This window comes from Pseudomonas sp. Pdm06, from assembly GCF_014851795.1.
Classification (GTDB): Bacteria; Pseudomonadota; Gammaproteobacteria; order Pseudomonadales; family Pseudomonadaceae; genus Aquipseudomonas; species Aquipseudomonas fluorescens_AA.
The window spans coordinates 42,370-60,564 of sequence record NZ_JACVAH010000019.1; the positions used below are offsets into that span (position 1 = coordinate 42,370).

Sequence of the window (18,195 nt, forward strand, 5' to 3'; positions counted from 1 at the left end):
GGGTGGGCATCTTACGCGATCGGCTGGGGTTTGGCGCCCAACTGGGCTTGAACCTGGGCGCAGCGTGGGCACAGGCAGGACTGATCGCGCAGTTCGGCCGGCAATGCTTCAAGCACCGCCGGGTCGATGCTCACGCCATAACACCAGCAGGCCCGGTCGGCGGTTCGTGGATCGGCCAGGGTGCAGTCGTTGGTGCCGCCGCAGGCCGGGCAAAGGTCGGGTTTATTCATAACTGGAGTGAGGCATGTCCACGCAGGTTCGGTTGCACCCGGTCTGCCGGGCGCGTTGCAACGCATGATCGGTCCGCGACAGCAAGCTGTGCAAGGTGTCTTCGTCCTGCAAGGTGGTGAGGCCGAGGCTGACGGTGACCAGCAATTGTTTACCACTGCAGAAATAGCGCTGCTTTTCGATGTGCTGACGAATTTTCTCCGCGATTTTCAGACCGGTCTGTCCGTCGGTGTCCTTGAGCAGGACGACAAAGGCTTCGGCGCTCCAGCGACAGACGATGTCCGAATGCCGCAGGCTTTCAGTCAGGCTGCGGGCAAACCCGGTCAACAGTTGATCGGTGGCGATATGACCGTGAGTGGTGTCCAGCCGCTTGAAGTCGTCCAGTTCCACCAGCAGTGCCGTCAAGGGTCTGGGCTCGCGCTGGGCTTCGTGCAGGGCTTGCACGGCCAGCAGGTCGAAGCCACGGCGGTTTGGCAATTCGGTCAGGCCGTCGAGGGTGGCCTGGGCGTCGATGCGTTGCTGGTAGTCGTTGATCAGCCGATAAAGAATGGCCAGGACGGCCAGCGTCACGAGTACGCCGACCAGCAGGTTCAGGTACAGCGTTTTGAGAATGTGATCGCGTATCGAGGTATGGGCTGCGTAATAGCCCAACAATGAAATGATCAGGAAGCTTGTACCAAGCAACGCCACCACGACCAGCAGCGGCTTGCGCTGGGAATACAACGGCGAACGAAGCGACATGGCGATTCCCTTGGCTAGGACCCAATGGAGTCAGTTTAGTGGCCTTGTGGGAAAAGACAGTCGAATTTGCAGGTTTGTAGGAGCGTGGCGAGGGAGCTTGCTCCCGCTGGGCCGAGAAGCGGCCCCGAAAGCGTCTGCTTCGCAGCCGAGCGGGAGCAAGCTCCCTCGCCACCCATCAACGCTATTTCAGACTCTGTAAATAAGCCCGCCATCCCCCCAGGTGGCTGATGTCCTGAGCGCCCTCCAAACCATACGAATCACAGATGAATCCGCTCTCCCAGCGCCCATCGGCCAGTTGCACCTTGCCCAGCCCCAACGGTGCGGGAATGCCCGTCAGGAACGAGCCCAGTTCACTGCTCGGCAGCTCCCAGACTTCGACCTCGATCGCCACACCGCCGTCACGAACCCGAACCATGCCGGGTCGCAAGGGTGGGCCGCCGGCCAAGGCATGGAGGCGGTAGTCCGGCGAGCTTTGGGTGGCCTCGATCAGCCGGGCACCGCGTTGCTTGAGCTGCCAGTTCAGCGCCAACCCGTCCAGATGTGCGCCGCACACGACCAGCCGCGCCCGGTCGTGGCGCGCCGGGTGGGCGGGCACGGGCAAGGTCTTGTCCTGTTGACGCTGCAAGGCATCGGCCAGGCTCAAGAGGTATTGATCGGTGAAGGCTCGACCGAACAGCGTCACACCCCAGGGCAAGCCGTTGGTCATGAACGCGCTGGGCACAGCGACTGCGGCGTAGTCCAGCAGGTTCATGAAATTGGTGTAGTAACCCAGTTCCGAGTTGCGTAGCACCGGTTCGGCGGCCAGTTCGGCGAGGGTCACTGGCCGGCCAATGGTCGGTGTGAGTACGCAATCAAGCGCGTCCATGGCCCGGTCGCATTGGGCTTTGAGCGCTTGCAAACGGTAGCGGGCGCGGAAGGTTTGTACGCCATCTACAGTAGGCGCTTTCGCCAATACGGCACGGATGACGGGCAGTACGGCGTCGGGCTCGCGCTCCATCAATGGGCCGGCAACGCTGTAGCGTTCGGCCACCCACGGGCCTTCATAAAGTAGCCGTGCGGCTTCCAGGAACGGCGACAGGTCCAGTTCCACGGCTTCGCCGCCCAGACGTTCGAGTCGCTCGATGGCATCCAGAAACAGTTGCGGACCTTCAGGACAGCCGAAAAACGCCAGGTCTTGCTGGCGCGGCACACCGAAACGAAAGCGCCGAGGCGCGCCGAACGCAGAGCCGTCGTTCCATTGCGGGTTGTGGCGGCTGTAGTCGTCACGAGGGTCTGGACGGGCCGTCAGCGCCAATAGCTGGCTGGCTTCCTTGGCCGTCGCCGTGAAGGTCGTGACGCAGTCCAGCGTGCGACAGGCCGGGACCACGCCCGCCGTGGAGATCAATCCCAGGGTGGCTTTCAATCCCACCAGGTTGTTCAGCGCGGCGGGCACCCGACCGGAGCCGGCGGTATCGGTGCCCAAGGCAAAACTTGCCACGCCCAGGGCCACGGCCAGCGACGAGCCGGCGCTCGAACCGCCTGCCGGATAGTCGGGCAACACGCTGTTGCGGCAGGCGCCGTAGGGCGAGCGGGTGCCATTGAGCCCGGTGGCGAACTGGTCGAGGTTGGTCTTGCCCAGGGGGATCGCGCCCAGTGCCAGCAACTGCTCGACAATGGTCGCCGAGCGAGGCGGCACATAGGCAAACGCCGGGCAGGCTGCCGTGGTCGGAATGCCGGCCAGGTCGATGTTGTCCTTGATGGCAAAAGGTACGCCATACAGCGGCAGGCTCTCCAGGTCGCGGCCTTCCAATGCGGCCAGGTAGGGCTCCAGTTCCTCGACCGTCAGCAGGTGGATAAACAGGTGATAGTCCGGGTTCAGCGCCGCGGCTTTTTCCCGTAGGTCCCACAGCAATTTCCGAGGCGTCAGTTCGCCGCTGCGATAGGCATTGCGCAGGTCGTCCAAGCGAAGCGAAAGGTTCATGGTGTTAATCCTTTGATTGAGTTCAGTCACGTTCCAGCACCACGACGCGCTGTCCGGCGCGCACCGCCGAACCGGCCTGGACGCGCACCTCGCGCACCACGCCGGCCGAGGGCGCAAGCAGCGGGATTTCCATCTTCATCGACTCCAGGATGACCAGCACATCACCCGCGGCCACCCGCGTGCCCACGTCGACCTGCACTTGCCAGAGGTTGCCAGCGATGTGGCTGTCGACGCTCAGTTGACCGTCAGTCAGTTGCGCATCTTCACTTGGCGCGATGGCCGGTTCTTCACTGTCGAAGTGTGCCTGGCCACTGGCGATCCAACGCTCGCGCTCGGCATCGAAGGCACCTTGTTGCTGTTGTCGGAACGCGGCGATGCTGTCGGCTTCCTGTGCCAGGAAACGCTGGTAGTCGGCGAGGTTGAGCTGGCTGTGCTCGATCTTCAGGTCGAAGCGGCCCAGGGGGAATTCGCGGCGGATGTGCAGCAACTCATCGGCGCTGACCGGGTAGAAACGGATCTGATCGAAGAACCGCAGCAACCAGGATTTGCCGTCGAATGCGGCGACCTCCCGATAACGATTCCACATCTGCAATGTGCGCCCGACGAACTGATAGCCGCCAGGCCCTTCCATGCCATACACGCACATGTAGGCGCCGCCGATGCCCACCGAGTTTTCCGCGGTCCAGGTCCGGGCCGGGTTGTATTTGGTGGTCACCAGTCGATGGCGTGGGTCCAGTGGCGTGGCGACCGGTGCGCCGAGGTAGACGTCTCCCAGGCCCATCACCAGGTAGCTGGCGTCAAACACCGTGCGTTGCACCTCGTCGAGGTTGGGCAGGTCGTTGATGCGTCGAATGAACTCCAGGTTGCTCGGGCACCAGGGCGCGTCCTTGCGCACCGTGGTCATGTATTTTTCGATGGCCAGCTGACAGGCCGGATCATCCCAGGACAGCGGCAGGTGGACGATGCGCGACGGCACTTGCAGATCCTGCGCGGCGCACACGGCGTCCCACTCACCAGCGACGATGCTCAGTAGATCGGCCAAGGGCAGTTGTTCGGGTTGATAGTGCACTTGCAGCGAGCGAATGCCTGGCGTCAGGTCGATCACACCGTGCAATTGTTTGTGTTCCAAAGCCTGCATCAAGGCGTGGGCGCGAAAGCGCAGCACCAGGTCCAGTTCGGGGGCGCCGATTTCCAGCAGCAGATGAGTGTCGCCGGCCAGGCGAGCAACCAGGCGGGTATCGTCATGCCCGATATCCAACACCACAGGCGACTCCATCCCCTGTGGGAGCGAGCTTGCTCGCGAAAGCGATGGCACATTCAGCATTGATGTATCAGGCAGACCGCTTTCGCGAGCAAGCCCGCTCCCACAGGTAGCGTATTCCAAGGCAAGTGAGCGGGCGGTCTTCAGGTCCACCGGCACGAATCGCACCTTGTCCCCGGCCTTGAGCTGCCCCAACTGCCAGAGATCCGCTTCGATCACCGTCACCGGACAGACAAAACCGCCCAGGCTCGGTCCGTCGGGGCCGAGGATGACGGGCATGTCGCCGGTGAAGTCCACGGCGCCGATGGCGTAGGGGTTGTCATGGATGTTGGAAGGATGCAGCCCGGCCTCGCCACCGTCGGCGCGTACCCATTCAGGTTTCGGCCCGATCAGTCGGACGCCGGTGCGGCTGGAGTTGAAGTGCACTTCCCAGGCGGTGTCGAAGAATGTCTGAATATAGCGCTCGGTGAAATATTCGGGCGCACCGTGAGGGCCGTAGATCACGCGGATCTGGCGCACGCTCGGCAGTTCCAGAATCGGCGCGCTCGTTGGCGGCAGCGTCGTGTGCTCATCCAGTGGCCTCAGGTGCAACACGTCGCCGGTGCACAACGCTCGTCCGCCATGGCCGCCGAACTGACCGAGGGTGAAGGTGCTTTTGCTGCCCAGGTAATCCGGCACTTGTACGCCACCCTGCAGGCACAGGTAGCTGCGCGCCCCGGCACCGGAAATGTTGCCGATGGCGAGAGTGGCGCCGGCAGCGATCGACAACGGCGTGTTCATCGGCACGGTTTCACCGTCGAGCGTGAGGGCAATCACCGCACCGGTCACCGCCACCCGGGCATCGCAGTTGAAACGCAGCAGCGGCCCGTTCATGGTGATTTCCAATGCCGCCGCACCTTCTTCATTGCCCAGCAGGCGATTGCCCAGGCGCAACGAACGGCTGTCCATCGGTCCTGACGGCGGCACCCCCACCGCCCAGTAACCGAGGCGGCCGGGATAGTCCTGGACGCTGGTCTGGGTGCCGGGGCTGAGTACTTCAACGGTGTGGGCGCGATAGACCAACGCGTCCAGGCAGCGGGTCCAGGGCTGGCCGTTGGCAAACGGTGCATCGAGGAGAATCTGTTGCAGGTAGGCGCGGTTGGTTTCGACGCCGTACAGCAGGCTTTCGTCCAGCGCTTGGTGCAAGCCCAGGCGGGCCTGCTCGCGGGTTGGCGCCCAGCGAATGACCTTGGCGATCATCGGGTCGAAATAGGGCGGGATCTGGCACCCGGCCTCGACCCAGGTGTCGATGCGCAACTGTTTGCCGTCGGCCTCGGGGAATTTCACGGCGGTCAGCAGCCCCGGGCTTGGCTGGAAGTCCCGGCCTGGATCCTCGGCATACAAGCGAGCCTGGATCGCGTGGCCCTCGGCTTTTAAACCCTCGCTCAACTCGTTCAGTGGTGGCAGGTCTCCGGCAGCCAGTTGCACCATCCAGCGCACCAGATCCACGCCCCACACCTGTTCGGTGACACCGTGCTCCACTTGCAGGCGGGTGTTCACTTCCAGGAAATAGAAGCGCCCGGCGTCGCTGTCGAACACGAATTCCACGGTGCCGGCGCTGCGGTAGTTCACGGCCTGGGCCAGTTGGATCGCCGCTGCGCAGAGTGCGTCGGCCATGCCCTCGGGCAGGTTGGGGGCCGGGGTTTCCTCGAGGACTTTCTGGTTGCGCCGTTGCACCGAGCAATCGCGCACGCCCAGGGCGATCACCTGGCCCTGGCCGTCGCCGAACACCTGCACTTCCAGGTGCCGGGCCTTCTCGATGTATTTCTCGATGAATACCCCGGCGTCGCTGAAGTTGTTCTGGCCCAGGCGCTTGACCGCTTCGAAGGATTCGCTCAGCTCGGCGGCGCTGCGACACACGCGCATGCCGATGCCGCCGCCGCCAGCCGTGCTTTTGAGCATCACCGGATAGCCAATCCGGGTGCCGGCCAACAGTGCGGCGTCGAGACTGTCGAGCAGTTCGGTGCCTTCGAGCAGGGGCACGCCGTGTTGCCGCGCCAGGTCGCGGGCGGTGTGCTTGAGACCGAACACGCGCAGTTGTTGTGGCGTCGGACCAATGAAGGCGACACCGGCCGCTTCGCAGGCTTCGGCGAAGGCTGCGTTTTCCGAGAGAAAGCCGTAGCCGGGATGAATCGCCGTCGCGCCGCTGCTTTTGGCAATCGCCAGGAGCTTGTCCACCGCCAGATACGTATTGGCCGCCGCGCCTTCGCCCAGGCTGTGGGCTTCGTTGGCCTGCAAGATATGCAGGCTGGCGGCATCGGCTTGGGAATACACCGCCACGCCGTGGACCTTCAGCTCGCCCAGGGTCCGCAGGATGCGGCAAGCGATGGCGCCACGGTTGGCAATCAGGATTTTTTCGAACATAGCATTGCCCCCTCAGGCATGAGCGCTGCCTGAACTGGGATGCGGGCCGTCCCGCAGTTGTCGATGGCCACCGGGGTCGTCCCAGGTGGCAAACCTTCAAACATCACTGCGCCCCTTGTGGGAGCGAGCTTGCTCGCGATAGCGGTGGTACATCCAACATCAATGTGACTGACAGATCGCTATCGCGAGCAAGCTCGCTCCCACAGGGGATCAGGGCGTTATTTGATGCACTGCCCCGATCGGCTCTGGCACAACGTGAACAGCCAGCGACGCAGGCGGGTGAGTTTCAGTTCCATATCAAAAGCTCCGCTGGCGTGGGGTTGTAGGCGTTGCAGGGGTTATTCAGTTGCGGGCAGTTGGAGATCAACACGATCACGTCCATCTCGGCCCGCAGGTCGACGTATTTGCCTGGCGCCGAGATCCCGTCTTCGAAGGTCAGGCCGCCGTCGGCGGTGACCGGCACGTTCATGAAGAAGTTGATGTTCGGCCCGATATCGCCCTTGCCCAGGCGACCATCGTGGGCGCAGGCCCGCAGGTAGTTGTCACGGCAGCTGTGCATGTAGCGTTTTTCCAGGGCGTAGCGCACGGTGTTGCTTTCCTGGGCGCAGGCGCCGCCGAGGGTGTCGTGGCGCCCGCAAGTGTCTTCGACGATGGTCAGCATCGGGTGGCCGAGGTTCGAATAGAGCACGCTGCCGGTGCTCAAATAAACGCTGTTTTGCCGGCGCAGGGTGCGTTGCACGTCGTAGCGTTCCTTGGGGTTGGCCAGGCTGTAGAACAGCGTATCGACCGCCTGGTTGCCTTCGAGGTCGAGGATGCGCAGGGTCTGGCCCGCCTTGACCTCCACCAGCCAGGGTTCCCCGGCGGGAATCGTGGCACGGTAGACAGCGGTGTCGGGTTGCTTGTGTGCGGTGGCGATGGCGAGTGACATGGCAGCGATCCTCAGGCGAACAGGCGGTCGGTGTTGATGAAGCCGCGCTGGTTTTCCGGGCGCGAAAGACGGCAGTGCTCGGCGATGCTGGCGTCGGCATTCATCCAGCTGAGCTTGAGCGGTTGCGGGGCGTATTGCGGGTTCGGGTCCATCGGATGTTGCAGTGCGGTCAGCACCACCAGGGTGTCCATTGGCGCGTACAGCTCGATGTAGTCGCCAGTCAGGGAGTTGCCCTCGACGAAGTGAAAATTTCCCGCCTCATCGACATCGACCCGGCTGAACAGGTTGAGGGTCATCAGCAGGTCGGACAGGCCCAGGCCCCATTTGCCCAGTTCCACCAACAGGTTGTCGGTGCCGTTGCGAAAGAAGCCGTTGCGCAGTTCCTGGTAGCGACCCTGACCGTATTTTTGTGCGACTTCCTCGGCGCAGAGCACGCCGCCCAGGCTGTCGCTCCAGCCGCAGGTGTCGGCGGTGATGGCGGCGAGTACCCGGCCCATGTCCGAGTACAGGCAATGGCCGGCGGTGATTTTGGCGGTGTGTTGGCATTTGAGGCTGTCGGGCAGGTTCAGGCGTTCGGTTTTCTCGTTGGCATTGAGCAGCGTGAGGCTCACGTTGGCCCCGCCGCGCAGGTCGGTCAGGCGCAGCAGTTGGCCGCGCTTGAGTACGAAAGAACGGTGGCCGCCACCGGGCAGCAGTTCTTCGGCGAAGGGGGTAAACAAGCGGGTCGAGTCGGGCATGGAAAAACTCCTTTCAAGCGATACGCAATGTGCCGGCCAGTTCGGCGGGCAGGGCGTCGACGGCGGCACGGGCGGTGCGGCGGTCGCTGTTCAATGGAATGTCGTAGGTGATGCGGGCGCCGTAGGCGCCAGGGGCGTGGGGATCGACACGGACTTTGTCGAACACCAGCAGGCGCGTGCCGAGGCTGAAACCTTCGGACAGGTCATGGGTGACCATGAACACGGTCAGCCGGGTTTCGCGCCACAACTCCAGCAACAAGGCGTGCATGTCTTTGCGAATGCCCGGGTCGAGGGCGCCGAAGGGTTCGTCCAGCAACAGGACCCGGGGCTTCATGATCAGTGCCTGGGCGATGGCCAGTCGCTGCTGCATGCCCCCGGACAGTTGCGCCGGGTATTTATCCTGCGCATGGCCGAGTCCGACCTTGTCCAGCAAGTGTGCGGCTTCTTCCCGGGCCTGGCGTTTGGCGCTGCCGAACAGACGGCCCAGCAGCGGCGAGCGCGGCAACTCCAGGCCCAGGGCGACGTTGTCCAGCACGGTCAGGTGCGGGAACACCGAGTAATGCTGGAACACCACGCCCCGGCTGGCATCCGGTTCGCCGGCCAAGGGCTCGCCATCCAGGAGAATCTGTCCACGACTGGCGCGCTCCTGGCCCAGCAGCAAGCGCAGGAAGGTCGACTTGCCGCAACCCGACGCCCCCACCAAGGTGCAGAACTCGCCCTCGGCGACGCTCAGGTTCAAGCGCTCGAGCACCACCTGGTCGCCGTACTGTTGCCAGACATTGTTCACGGTAATGAAACTCATGCCTTCGCCCCCTCATACCAGGGGAACGCTTGCCGGGTCAGGCGCTTGAGGCCCCAGTCCATCAGCCAGGCGAGCAGGGTGATCCACACCACGTACGGCAAGATCACGTCCATCGCCAGGTAACGGCGTACCAGGAAAATCCGATAGCCCAGCCCATCGGTGGAGGCGATGGCTTCGGCGGCGATCAGAAACAGCCAGGCCGAACCGAGCATCAGTCGCAGGGAAATCAACAAGCGCGGCAGCAATTGCGGCAGCACCACCCGCAGCATCAGGGTCCAGGTCGAAGCGCCGAGGGTCTGGGCCTTGATTAGCAGCTCGGGCGGAATTTCCCGGGCGCGCTGTTCCAGGTCCCGGGCCAGGCACGGTGTGATGCCGATGACGATCAGCATCACTTTCGACAATTCTCCCAGGCCGAAGACGATGAACAGGATCGGCAGGATAGCCAGCGGCGGCACCATCGACACCACGGTGAGCAGCGGCGATAACGGCGCGCCCAACAGCGGCAACGTGCCAGCGGCGATGCCCAGGCACAGCCCGGCCAGGGCACTGATGCCCAGGCCGATGGCCAACCGGCGCAGGCTTGAGGCGGTGTCTTGCCAGAGCAGGTACTCGCCGCTGCGGGCGTCAGCGGTGAAGGCCAGGCGCTTGACCGCATCGGTCATTTGCACGGCGCTGGGCAGCAGTTTGTCGTTGGGGTTGTCCGTCAACCGTTCGGCCGAGCCCATGAAGTAGGCGAACAACACCAGCGCGAAGGGCAGGATCACCAGCAACAAGCGGCTGGGACGATCCGGGTAGCGGTTGATCAGGCGCATGCCAGGTCCTCCGGGTTACAGCTTGGCGTCGGCGGCCAGCTGTACGTAGGTCGGGTCAAAGCGCAGCTTGAGGTTGGCCTTGTCGCCGCGGGTCACGCCATTGGCGAACGCCATGCCCACCGCGTTCGTGTCCTTGGCGCCTTCGCCCAACAAACCGTGCTGGAACGAGAACTCGGCGACCTTGCCCATGGTGGCGGGCAGTTGTTCGCTGGTGGCGAAGTTGAGCGCTTCTGTGGGCGTGGCGAACAACTTGGTGGTGTCCAGTTGCGCCTGGAAACCTTTGAGGTCGGTGCCCGAGGCTTTGGCCATGTGTTCCAACGCTGCCTGGCTGGCTGGGTTTTTCGCATTCATCAGCGCCACCACTTCAAACCAGGCGCCGGTCAACGCTTTGCCCAGGGCCGGGTTGTCCTGCAAGGTCTGGGTGTTGACCACCATCATGTCCATGATCTCGCCGGGAACCTGGCTGGAATTGAACACTTCGCTTACGCCGGGCTGGGCCTTGATGTCCGAGAGCATCGGGTTCCAGGTGGTGACGGCCTTGACCTGATCGGTGTTGAACGCGGCGGAGATGTCGGCGTCGGAGGTGTTGACGACTTTCAGGTCTTTTTCGGCGAGGCCGACGGAATCCAGGGCGCGGGCCAGCAGGTAATGGGACACCGACAGTTCCACCAGGTTGACGTCCATGCCCTTGAGGTCGGCCACTTTCTTGCCCTCGCCCTTGAGGACGATGCCGTCGTTGCCGTTAGAGAAATCGCTGACGATCAGCGCGGTGCTGTCCACGCCACCGGCAGCGGGAATGGTCAGGGCGTCCATGTTGGTCATGGTGCAGCCATCGAACTGACCGGCGGTGTACTGGTTGATGGATTCGACGTAATCGTTGAGCTGCACGACATCGATCTTGATGCCGTATTTTTTCGCCCATTTGTCGACGATGCCCTGGCTGCCGGCGTATTCCCAGGGCATCCAGCCGGCGTAAATGGTCCAGCAGACGCTGAAGTGGTCTTTTTGTGCGGCGGCGGATGAAAAGCTCACGAGGGCCGAGAGGGCGGCGAGGAGCAGGGCGGACAGACGAAGCTTGAGCATGGTGGTTCTCCAGTTGATCAAGGGCGGACAGGAGCAACGCGGCACCGCGAACGGTGGCTTGTCTCCCGGGCTTTTGTCCCGCCGTGTAACCTCAACTGGAGGTCGCCAACTCTCGGACCAGCCACTCGCCAGAAGCGAGCCGGAACCCTAGTCAGCCATTGCAAATTGTGGTGCCGCGAACCTGTGATGACTCCTGCACGGAGTTTGTTAAAGCGAGAGCCGTGCCAACTCCGGCAAAGCCCCGGGCCAGAGAGGGCAGGTGTTGGGGAAGGAGGATCGAGGGCGGATTTGTGCTTGCTTGTGGTGCTCTCGCGCACCGGAAAAGAGCGACGAGGGACATGTTTCCAGTTGTTGCCAGGTCGCACCAGATTCCGATTTTGCTGTCTGAGTAGTTGTCAGTCACACCCTGTTGACTGCCGCCCATCAGCGTCGCTGATGTGGCCCATCCGCGGTCCAGGAGGCCGCCATGTATCGACGACTGCTGCTCATTGCGTTTCTCGGTTTGACTCTTTCGGCCTGCGTGCCTTATTACGACGGAGACTCGAGCTATTACCGTTCCGAGGTCTACACCTCACCGGCGCCGGTCTATTACGGTGGCGGGAGTTATTATTCGGCCCCGCGTGGCTATTACGCCCCGCGGTATTACCAACCGGCGCCGCGCTATTACTCGGCACCGCGTTACTACCAACAAGGCCCACGCTACTACTCGCCACCGCGAGCGGCGTACCGGTCTTATCCGAATCGGGGCGGCTGGGACGGCCGTGACCGGGGCGGTTGGAATGACGACCGAGGCGGTCGAGGCGGGCGTGATCATCGGGGACGCGGTGGTCATGACGGAAGGGGCGGTCATCGCTGATCCCGGGGCAACAGAAAGCGGCGCATATAGCGCCGCTTTTTTGTACCTGTCATAAAACCGATGGGATAGCTCTTGTGGGAGCGAGCTTGCTCGCGATGGCGTCGGGTCAGCCAGCATTGATGTGTCTGATATGCCGCTATCGCGAGCAAGCTCGCTCCCACAGGGAGTTGTCCCTGGCTCGTTACTCGTTGGACAAATCCGCCAGCGGATGCCGCCCTTCCCACGCCTTGTGGAAATGCGCCTCGACCGCCGCTGCGGGCACATGATTGATATCCGGCCAGTGCCAGCGCGGCTTGTGGTCCTTGTCGATCAATCGTGCCCGCACGCCTTCGCTGAATTCCGGATGACGACAGCAATTGAGGCTCAGGGTGTATTCCATCCGGAACACGCCGGCCAGGGACAAATGCCGAGCCCGAGCGATCTGCTCCCAGACCAGATGAGCGGTCAATGGCGAGCCTTCGCTCATGGTCTTGGCAGCCCTGGCGATCAGTGGATCGGGGTGGTCCACCAACAGGCTGAGGGCTTTCCAGGCGCAGCGCACATCGCTGACATCCAGCCACTCATCGATTTTCGGCCGCCGCGGCAGCCATTGGGCTTCGGGCAGTTGGGCGACGGCTTCCTGCTGCAAGGCCTTGAGCAGGCTGTTGAGTTGCATCTCGGTCTGCTCCTGCCAATTGAGTTGCAGCAGGCCTTCGATCAGGTCGTCCTGTTGTTCATCCAGCAAGAAGCGGTCGGCCAGGCCCAGGTCGATGGCGTCCCGGGCATTCATGTGAGCGCCGGTCAGGCCGAGAAACAGCCCGAGCTTGCCGGGCAGGCGTGACAAGAACCAACTGGCGCCGACATCCGGGTACAGGCCGATGCTGATTTCCGGCATGGCCAGGCGGCTGCTTGGCGTGACGATGCGGGTACTGGCGCCTTGCAGCAGCCCCATGCCGCCGCCCAGGACATAACCGTGGCCCCAGCACAGCAAGGGTTTGGGGTAGGTGTGCAGGTTGAAGTCCAAGCGGTATTCCGCCGCGAAGAATTGTGCCGCCAACGGCGGTACTTCGCCGGGATGAGCGCGGCAGGCCTCCACCAGGCTGCGCACTTCACCGCCGGCGCAGAAGGCCTTGGCGCCATTGCCACGCAACAGCACACAAACGACCTGCGGTTCCCGAGCCCAGGCATCGAGGCGATCACGCAAGGCGTTGATCATCGGCAGTGACAGGGCGTTCAGGGATTTTTCGGCATCCAGGGTGGCGATGCCGATGCGGGCACCGTCGATGCCGGTGAGCTCTTCGAAGTGCAGATTCATCGTGACCTCGATCAGAAATTTGAATGTTCAGTATGACCGCTATGTAGGAAAGTGCCGGTTCTGCGTCAGATCAATTGACAAGCCCTGTAGGCTTTCCTAGGGTGCGCCCATTGTTTTTACCGGATGCAACCATGACTGCTGACGACCGTATCAAACTCGAACCGAGCTGGAAGCAGGCACTGCGTGCCGAGTTCGACCAGCCCTACATGGCGGAGTTGCGTGAGTTCCTACGCAGTGAATACGCCGCTGGCAAGGAGATCTATCCGCCGGCTTCGCTGATTTTCAACGCCCTCAATTCCACGCCGCTGGATAAGGTCAAGGTGGTGATTCTCGGCCAGGATCCTTACCACGGTCCAGGCCAGGCCCATGGCTTGTGCTTCTCGGTACAGCCGGGCGTGCCGACACCGCCGTCCCTGGTGAACATCTACAAGGAATTGAAGCGCGACCTGAACATCGACCTCCCCAGTCACGGCTACCTGCAAAGTTGGGCCGACCAGGGCGTGTTGCTGCTCAACACGACCCTGACCGTGGAGCGCGCCAATGCCAACGCCCACGCCAAAAAAGGTTGGCAGTACTTTACCGACAGGATCATTGAAGTCGTCAGTGAACACCAGCCGCACTTGGTGTTCCTGTTGTGGGGCGCCCATGCCCAGAGCAAGCAGAAGCTGATCGATGCGACCAAGCATTTGGTGCTGACTTCGGTCCACCCGTCACCGCTGTCGGCCCACCGAGGTTTCATCGGCTGCGGGCATTTCAGCCGGACCAACAAGTTTCTCCAGCAGCAGGGCGAGACGCCGATCGATTGGCGGTTGCCGCCGCTTTAAGTGGGCGGCAGTCAGGGCCCCATCGCGAGCAAGCTCGCTCCCACAGGGTTCAGGGCAACACAACCCCCTGTGGGAGCGAGCTTGCTCGCGATGAAGGCGCCGCGGACGATCAGGCCGAATTCGGCTGGCGCGTCCAATACCTGAACAACGGCTCCGCCAGAAACAGCACGAACAGCAACCTCATCACCTGCAACGCCGTCACCAATGGCACCGACAGTTGCAGCGTCTCCGCCGTCAGGCTCATTTCCGCGATGCCGCCGGGCATCATGCCCAGCGTCAACGAACGCAGATCCAGATGGGTCAAGGTGCTCAAGCCTAGGGCGGCAAGCGTGGCGATCAGCATCGTCAACACCGTGCCAACCAACGTGCGGCCCATGAACGACGGTGCCCGACGAAAGAACTGCCGGTTGAAATGGCAGCCCAGCCCACTGCCGATCAGCCACTGGCCGATCTGGCTGGCGCCGTTGGGCAGGCCGATGTGCAGGTCCCAACCGACGCTCACCGCCGCGCTCACCAGCAACGGCCCGAACAACCACGGGTTGGGTTGGCGCAAGCGTTCCCAAACCCAGGCGAGCAGGGCGCCCGCCGGAAACAGGAGCGCCAGCCACAGCCAGTCCACCGTCGTGGCGTGCTGCGCCGGGGTGCCTTCGCCCAGCAGGTACTTGAAGGCCGCCGGCACGCACAGCACCACCACCAGCACCCGCAGGCTCTGGCCCGCTGCGACACGGCTCAGGTCCGCGCCGTTGCGGGCACCGAGGTTGACCATTTCGCCGGAACCGCCGGGCATGCTCGAGAAAAACGCGGTAGCACGGTCCTCGCCGGTGCGACGCATCAGCCAGACACTTACCACGCTGGACACGCTGGTGATCAGCGCGCCAAAAAAAATCAAGCCGAAGTGGCTCAGGACTTGTTCCATCACCACGGGGGTGAAGTGCAGGCCGATGCCGATACCCACCACCCATTGGCCGCATTTACGGCCACCGGGGATTTCCATCAGTTGCCACGGCGTCAGGCAGCGCACCAGGATGATCGCCAGCAACGAGCCGACCATCCAGGGCAAAGGCCAGCCGATCAGGCTGGCCAGGTAACCGCCGGCCAGACCGACCAGCGGTGTTCCCCACCATTGTTTGAAAGTCGCTTCAGACATTGGCCAGGGCGCGACGTTGTGCGACGCGGCGACGCCAGATCCGTAGCAATGGCAACAACAGCATGACCGTCGTCAGCGCCCAGCAACCCAAGGTGATCGGGCTCGACCAGAGGATGTCCAGCGCACCGTTGGAAATCGACAGCGCACGACGCAGGTTCTGCTCCATCAGGCCGCCAAGGATGAAACCCAGCAGGATCGGCGACAACGGGAAGTCGAGCTTGCGCAGGATGTAGCCGAAGATGCCGATGCCGACCATCAGGAACAGGTCGAACGTGGTGGCGTGCACGGCGAAGACACCGATCCCGGTAATGATGGCGATGAAAGGCACCAGCGCCCAGTTCGGCACCGACAGGATGCGGGTGAAGATGCGGATCATCGGGATGTTGAGGATCACCAGCATGATGTTGGCGATGAACAACGAGGCGATCAGGCCCCAGACGATGTCCGGCTGTTGCTGGAACAGCAGCGGACCCGGGGTGATGTTGTACAGCGACAATGCGCCGATCATCACCGCCGTGGTGCCCGAGCCGGGAACCCCGAGCGTCAGCATCGGCACCAGCGCGCCGCAGGCTTCGCCACCGATGGCGGTTTCCGGGGCGGCAAGGCCGCGCTTGTCGCCCTGGCCGAACGTGCCACTGGCACCGGCAATGCGTTTTTCAGTCATGTAGGCCACGGCACTGGCCAGGGTCGCGCCGGCACCCGGCAACACGCCCATGAAGAACCCGAGCACGCCGCACCGCAGGTTGACGGCAAACACGGATGCCGCCTCCTTGAAGTTGAACATCATCCGCCCGGTGGCTTTCACCGCTTCCTGGCCGCGGTGGGTCTTCTCCAACAGCAACAGGATTTCGCTGACGGAAAACAGGCCCAGCACCAGTACGACGAATTGAATACCGTCAGCCAGATGGACGTTATCGCCAGTGAAACGGTACACACCACTGTTGGCGTCGATCCCGACGGCGGACAGGAACAATCCGATCAATGCCGCGATGAACGTCTTGAGCGGTCGATCGCCGGCCATGCCACCGAGGCAGACAATGGCGAACACCATCAGTCCGAAGTATTCCGCCGGCCCGAAGGCTACCGCCCATTTGGCTAGAATCGGGGCAAAAAGCACCATGCCACAGGTGGCGATGAACGCGCCGATGAACGAGCTCCATGCCGACAGCGACAGCGCCACCCCGGCCAGGCCCTGACGGGCCATGGGGTAACCGTCGAGGGCGGTCATCACTGTGGAGGCTTCGCCCGGAATATTGAGCAGGATCGAACTGATGCGTCCGCCGTATTCGCAACCCAGGTACACCGCCGCCAGCAGGATCAGTGCGGATTCCGGCGGCAAGCCCAGGGCGAACGCAATCGGGATCAGCAATGCGACTCCGTTGATTGGCCCCAGGCCCGGGAGCAGGCCAACGACGGTGCCAATCAAGGTGCCGCACAGTGCGGTGAACAGGTTGTAGGGGGTCAGTGCAACGCCGAAACCCTGGCTGAGGTAACTTAGGGTATCCATATCAATTCTCCAGGATGCCGAGCAGGCCCAGGGGCAGTGGCACGTCCATCACTTTGTCGAACAACAGATAAAGACCGATGGCCATCAGGGTGCTGACCACGATGCTGGGCACCCAGCGGCCGCCATACAGACGTGCCATCGGCACGCCGATCAGCGTGCCGGCGAGAATGAATCCCAGGGGCTCGAAGGTGCCGGCAAATACCAGCAACAGCCCCACGCAGATGGCGATTTTCTGCAGCGTTGCGCGGTCCAGTTGCGGCTCGTCGTCGCTGTGTACGATCGGCGTGGGACGCAGCAGCATGTACAGCAGCGCCAGGCCCATCAGTCCCAGGATCAGCAGGGGAAAGGCGCGCGGGCCGACTGGCTCGTAGGAAAAAGCTGCCTGATACGGCCAGGCCATCAGCGCGAGGCCGATGCAAACCAGCAGCAGCATCGCAGCAAAGATACGTTGGATGGTGAGCATGACTAACTCCTGGGCGGCGCCGGTGATGCCAGCGCCGCCACGCGAACAGAGACGGTTACTGGATCAGGCCGAACTCTTTGGCCAGCACCTTGTAATCAGCTACTTGTTTCTTCACGTAGGTGTCCAGCTCCGGGCCGGTCATGGCAAATGGGAACAGCTCGCGCTGGTCACGCAGTTTGGCGAACTCCTCCGAAGCCAGCAGCTTGTCGAACGCGTCTTTCCACCAGGCGTAGTCTTCATCGCTGACTTTTGGCCCGAGGTAGAAGCCGCGGACCACCGGCCAGACGATGTCATAGCCTTGCTCGCGGGCGGTGGGGATGTTTTTCATCTCTGGCTCGTCGATGCGCTTCTCGGCAAACACTGCCAGCAGGCGCATGTCGCCGCTCTGGATGTGGGGCATGGAGTCGGAAATGTCGGTACTGCCGACCTGGATGTGGCCGCCGAGCAGCGCCGTGGCGATCTCGCCGCCGCCTTCGAGGGCGACATAGCGCAGGTCGCGAGGGTTGATGCCGGCGGCCTTGGCGATCAGGGCGGTCTGCATCCAGTCCTGGCTGCCGACGGTGCCGCCGGAACCGATCACCACCGAACCCGGGTCTTTCTTCAGGGCCTGTACGAGATCGTCGAGGGTCTTGTAGGGCGAATCGCTTTTCACCGCGATGGCGCCATAGCTGGTACCAACGGCGGCCAGCCAGCGCACGGCACTTTCATCGAAACGACCGAACTTGCCTTGGGCCAGGTTCAGCAGTGAGCCGCTGGACCAGGCTACCAGCGTGCCGGCGTCGGCCGGGCGCTGGGCGACCACTGCGTTATAAGCCACCGCGCCGACACCACCTGGCATGTAGGTGACGCGCATCGGCTTGGTCAATAGCTTCTGGTTGACCAGCGCGCTTTGCGCTAGTTTGCACGTCAGGTCGAAACCGCCGCCGGGGGAGGCTGGGGCGATACATTCCGGGCGTTTCGGTTCGGCGAGCAACTGTCCGGCGAACATCAGGCATCCGGCGGCCAAGGCTACTTTACGCAGTGATAGGTTCATCATCGTCTCCACAGGAGTTGTTGTTGTGTGTGGTGCAAATTTGGTGTCGATGGGTTCCCGGCCTGGTCGTCGCTGATAGCGGACGCAGTTTGTTGCCAGGGAGTTCGGGATTGAAG

15 protein-coding genes, 1 pseudogene and 1 riboswitch are annotated in these 18,195 nt (G+C 62.9%); of the genes and pseudogenes, 2 read left to right on the forward strand and 14 right to left on the reverse strand.

The annotated features are described in order from the left end of the window. Window positions 1-11: 11 nt before the first annotated feature. The 9 genes and pseudogenes from IB266_RS26095 to IB266_RS26135 form a co-directional block, all read right to left on the reverse strand. Entirely contained in the window at window positions 12-230 is a 219-nt protein-coding gene (locus IB266_RS26095) for a cysteine-rich CWC family protein (RefSeq protein ID WP_192263348.1), read from the reverse strand. Then, window positions 223-840 (reverse strand): annotated as a pseudogene (locus IB266_RS26100) (GGDEF domain-containing protein); the annotation flags it as partial. The pseudogene IB266_RS26100 and the gene IB266_RS26095, both read right to left, overlap by 8 nt. Window positions 841-1,150: 310 nt before the next feature. Beyond that, on the reverse strand, window positions 1,151-2,929 hold the full coding sequence (gene atzF, locus IB266_RS26105) for an allophanate hydrolase (protein WP_192263350.1): 1,779 nt from the start codon (window positions 2,927-2,929) through the stop codon (window positions 1,151-1,153). 22 nt (window positions 2,930-2,951) lie between these two features. Next, complete coding sequence (gene uca, locus IB266_RS26110) at window positions 2,952-6,593, reverse strand: urea carboxylase (RefSeq protein ID WP_192263351.1); 3,642 nt, start codon at window positions 6,591-6,593, stop codon at window positions 2,952-2,954. 286 nt (window positions 6,594-6,879) lie between these two features. After that, the gene (locus IB266_RS26115) at window positions 6,880-7,521 is read right to left on the reverse strand and encodes an urea amidolyase associated protein UAAP2 (protein WP_042732480.1); all 642 of its coding nucleotides are present in this window, start codon (window positions 7,519-7,521) and stop codon (window positions 6,880-6,882) included. Window positions 7,522-7,532: 11 nt separating this feature from the next. After that, window positions 7,533-8,258: an urea amidolyase associated protein UAAP1 gene (locus IB266_RS26120; protein ID WP_192263353.1), complete on the reverse strand. Its 726-nt coding sequence runs from the start codon at window positions 8,256-8,258 to the stop codon at window positions 7,533-7,535. 13 nt (window positions 8,259-8,271) lie between these two features. Beyond that, on the reverse strand, window positions 8,272-9,060 hold the full coding sequence (locus IB266_RS26125) for an ABC transporter ATP-binding protein (RefSeq protein WP_192263355.1): 789 nt from the start codon (window positions 9,058-9,060) through the stop codon (window positions 8,272-8,274). Continuing rightward, on the reverse strand, window positions 9,057-9,872 hold the full coding sequence (locus IB266_RS26130; RefSeq protein WP_192263357.1) for an ABC transporter permease: 816 nt from the start codon (window positions 9,870-9,872) through the stop codon (window positions 9,057-9,059). The genes IB266_RS26125 and IB266_RS26130 overlap by 4 nt, the downstream gene beginning before the upstream one ends. Before the next feature lie 15 nt (window positions 9,873-9,887). Beyond that, window positions 9,888-10,955, reverse strand: a complete 1,068-nt coding sequence (locus tag IB266_RS26135; RefSeq protein WP_060738776.1) for a putative urea ABC transporter substrate-binding protein — start codon at window positions 10,953-10,955, stop codon at window positions 9,888-9,890. 60 nt (window positions 10,956-11,015) lie between these two features. Next, a riboswitch (guanidine-I (ykkC/yxkD leader) is annotated at window positions 11,016-11,117 on the reverse strand. 304 nt (window positions 11,118-11,421) lie between these two features. Between IB266_RS26135 and IB266_RS26140 the strand changes: the two genes are divergently transcribed. After that, window positions 11,422-11,811: a hypothetical protein gene (locus tag IB266_RS26140; protein WP_081015315.1), complete on the forward strand. Its 390-nt coding sequence runs from the start codon at window positions 11,422-11,424 to the stop codon at window positions 11,809-11,811. Between the two features lie 181 nt (window positions 11,812-11,992). Here the strand turns inward: IB266_RS26140 and IB266_RS26145 are convergent, their stop codons facing one another. Continuing rightward, window positions 11,993-13,105: an enoyl-CoA hydratase/isomerase family protein gene (locus IB266_RS26145; RefSeq protein ID WP_192263359.1), complete on the reverse strand. Its 1,113-nt coding sequence runs from the start codon at window positions 13,103-13,105 to the stop codon at window positions 11,993-11,995. Between the two features lie 131 nt (window positions 13,106-13,236). On the opposite strand from IB266_RS26145, the gene ung reads away from it, so the two are divergent. Further along, the gene (ung, locus tag IB266_RS26150) at window positions 13,237-13,929 is read left to right on the forward strand and encodes a uracil-DNA glycosylase (RefSeq protein ID WP_192263361.1); all 693 of its coding nucleotides are present in this window, start codon (window positions 13,237-13,239) and stop codon (window positions 13,927-13,929) included. A gap of 109 nt (window positions 13,930-14,038) precedes the next feature. Here ung and IB266_RS26155 read toward each other — a convergent pair whose 3' ends face one another. Genes IB266_RS26155 through IB266_RS26170 form a run of 4 tightly spaced genes read right to left on the reverse strand, consistent with a single transcriptional unit; the run spans window position 14,039 to window position 18,079 of the window. Then, window positions 14,039-15,076, reverse strand: coding sequence for an AbrB family transcriptional regulator (locus IB266_RS26155; protein WP_103309773.1), 1,038 nt, complete (start codon window positions 15,074-15,076; stop codon window positions 14,039-14,041). Continuing rightward, window positions 15,069-16,583: a tripartite tricarboxylate transporter permease gene (locus IB266_RS26160; protein WP_192263363.1), complete on the reverse strand. Its 1,515-nt coding sequence runs from the start codon at window positions 16,581-16,583 to the stop codon at window positions 15,069-15,071. Before IB266_RS26160 ends, IB266_RS26155 begins: the two co-directional genes overlap by 8 nt. 1 nt (window position 16,584) lies before the next feature. Next, window positions 16,585-17,046, reverse strand: a complete 462-nt coding sequence (locus IB266_RS26165) for a tripartite tricarboxylate transporter TctB family protein (protein ID WP_192263365.1) — start codon at window positions 17,044-17,046, stop codon at window positions 16,585-16,587. A gap of 55 nt (window positions 17,047-17,101) precedes the next feature. Further along, window positions 17,102-18,079 (reverse strand): Bug family tripartite tricarboxylate transporter substrate binding protein, encoded by a 978-nt coding sequence (locus IB266_RS26170; RefSeq protein WP_192263368.1) that lies wholly within the window; start codon window positions 18,077-18,079, stop codon window positions 17,102-17,104. Between the last annotated feature and the right edge of the window lie 116 nt (window positions 18,080-18,195).